Consider the following 2,239-nt stretch of genomic DNA (forward strand, 5'->3'; position numbering starts at 1 on the left):
GGTAGCGGGCGTTGAGCGACTCGATGGCGTTGGTGGAGCAGATGACCTTGCGGATCTCCACGTCGTAGTCCAAGAAGGGCACGAACTCCGACCAGGAGTTGCGCCAGAGCGCGATGATCGCCGGGTAGGTCCCGCCCCAGGTGTCGGTGAACTCGTCGAACCGGGCCAGGGCGGCGGCCTCGGTCGCCGCGGTGTAGACCGGCCGCAGGTCCTTGGCCATCTGCTCCCAGTAGCGGCGTGAGGCGTAGCGGAAGGTGTTGCGGATCAGGTGCAGCACGCAGGTCTGCACCACCGTCTGCGGCCAGGCCGTGGTGATCGCCTCGGGTAGGCCCTTGAGTCCGTCGCAGACGGCGATGCACACGTCGGAGACGCCCCGGTTCTTGACCTCGGTAAGCACCTGCAGCCAGAACTTCGCGCCCTCCCCGCCCTGGCCGCCCTCACCGGCCCAGATCCCGAGGATGTCGCGGTGCCCGTCGACGGTGACTCCGATGACCACGTAGAAGGGCCGGTTGGTGACCTGGCCGTCGCGGACCTTGACGTAGAGGGCGTCGATGAAGATCACCGGGTAGACCGCGTCGAGGGGCCGGTTCTGCCAGTCGGCCATCTCGTCGAGGACCTTGTCGGTGATCTTGGAGATGGTGTCCTTCGAGACCTTCGCCCCGTAGACCTCGGTGAAGTGCGCGGCGACCTCGCCTGTGGTGAGGCCGCGGGCGGTCAGCGACAGCACGATCTCGTCGATCCCGTCGAGGCGGCGCTGGCGTTTGCGCACGATGACGGGGTCGAAGCTGGCGTCGCGGTCACGCGGGACTTCGATCTCGACCGGGCCGATCTCGGTGAGCACGGTCTTGGAGCGGGTGCCGTTGCGCGAGTTGCCCCCGTCACGCCCGGCCGGATCGTGACGGTCATACCCCAGGTGCTCGCTCATCTCCGCTTCCAGCGCGGTCTCGAGCACCGTCTTGGTCAACCCGGTGAGCAGCCCGCCTGGGCCGACGAGCTCCACACCCTCGGCGCGGGCGGCCTCCACGAGTTGCTGGGCGAGTTGCTGCTGGTCGAGCCGGCCCGGTGGCATGGGCTCGATCGTGTCCGTCATTACCGGTCCTTCCCCCGGGACACGCCCGGAGCTACAGACCAGTTACACCGAAGATCAGACACTCCCCACCCTGCCCTTGACAGGAGGGCACTACATATCAGCTGTAGTGACCCAGGACCTTGTTGACGATCACGAGGCGAGGCGGGTGATCGGAGCCGGCCGCCGATGGCGGAGTGAGCGCGTCGAGTGTTGTAGTGCTGGACCCAGGTGTCCAGGGTGTCGAGTCGGTCGGTGTTGGACAGCCACGGGCGGGCGTAGGCGAACTCGGTGAGCAGGGTCCTGTTGAACCGCTCCGCTTTGCCATTGGTCCACGGGCAGCCCGGTCTGGTGAACCGCCGCCGCAGCCCGAGCGCGACACACACGGCTCACCAGTTGTGTCCGCGCCGGTAGACCAGGGCATTGTCAGTGAGGATCCGCAGCACCCGCACCCCGCGGGCCCGGAACCAGGCCACGGCCCGGTGCAGGAACCCGGCCGCGGTGACGTCACGTTCGTCGGGCAACGCCTCGACATAGGCCAGGCGGGTGTGATCGTCGACGGCGACGTGAAGGTAGTCGTAGCCGTCCCGCGGCCGCGGACCTCTTCTCGGCGCCCGTGCAGTCGCCACCCGCCGCCGTCGGGAACCCGGCCTAGTTTCTTCACGTCGATGTGGAGCAGGTCTCCGGGTGCGCGGTGTTCGTAGCGGATCCCGGAGTAGCGACGCCGCACTGGTTGGCCGGTGATCGGGTCGATCGCGGCCAGCGGGGCGACGTGGTGTCGGCGTAGCACTCGCCCGACGGTGGAGGCGACCAGGCGTAGGCGCCCGGCCAGATAGACCGGGCCGCGACGTTCGGTGTCACGCAGGATCAGGATCCGGGCCTCCATGTCGGCGGGAGTTCGGGTCGGTGTGGTGTGCGGGCGCGAGGATCGGTCCTCGAGCCCGGGCCAGCTCTCCTCGTGGAACCGGCGCAGCCACTTGTGGACGGTGGCGCGGGAGATGCCGAGCTGTTCGGCGATGCGTGCGACGGGCCAGCCGGCTTTGCGTCGTTCGATGATGAGCCTGCGGGCGTGCACGGTGGTGCGGGCGTTACGGTGCGACACGGAAGGCCTCCGGGTTCGAGCAGGTGCGTCAGACACACCCACTCCGCCAGGAGGCCTTCCCCTTGATCAAG

Annotated in this window: 1 protein-coding gene and 1 pseudogene; both read right to left on the bottom strand. The window is 68.3% G+C overall.

Annotated features, from left to right (window positions below; genetic code table 11):
* Window positions 1-1,090 (bottom strand): IS256 family transposase (locus tag PSD17_RS16355; RefSeq protein WP_339123326.1); only part of this gene is annotated, 1,090 nt, incomplete at its 3' end.
* A gap of 158 nt (window positions 1,091-1,248) precedes the next feature.
* A pseudogene (locus tag PSD17_RS16360) lies at window positions 1,249-2,168 on the bottom strand (IS481 family transposase); the annotation flags it as partial.
* Window positions 2,169-2,239 lie beyond the last annotated feature (71 nt).

The organism is Pseudonocardia sp. D17 (assembly GCF_036984265.1).
Classification (GTDB): Bacteria; Actinomycetota; Actinomycetes; order Mycobacteriales; family Pseudonocardiaceae; genus Pseudonocardia; species Pseudonocardia benzenivorans.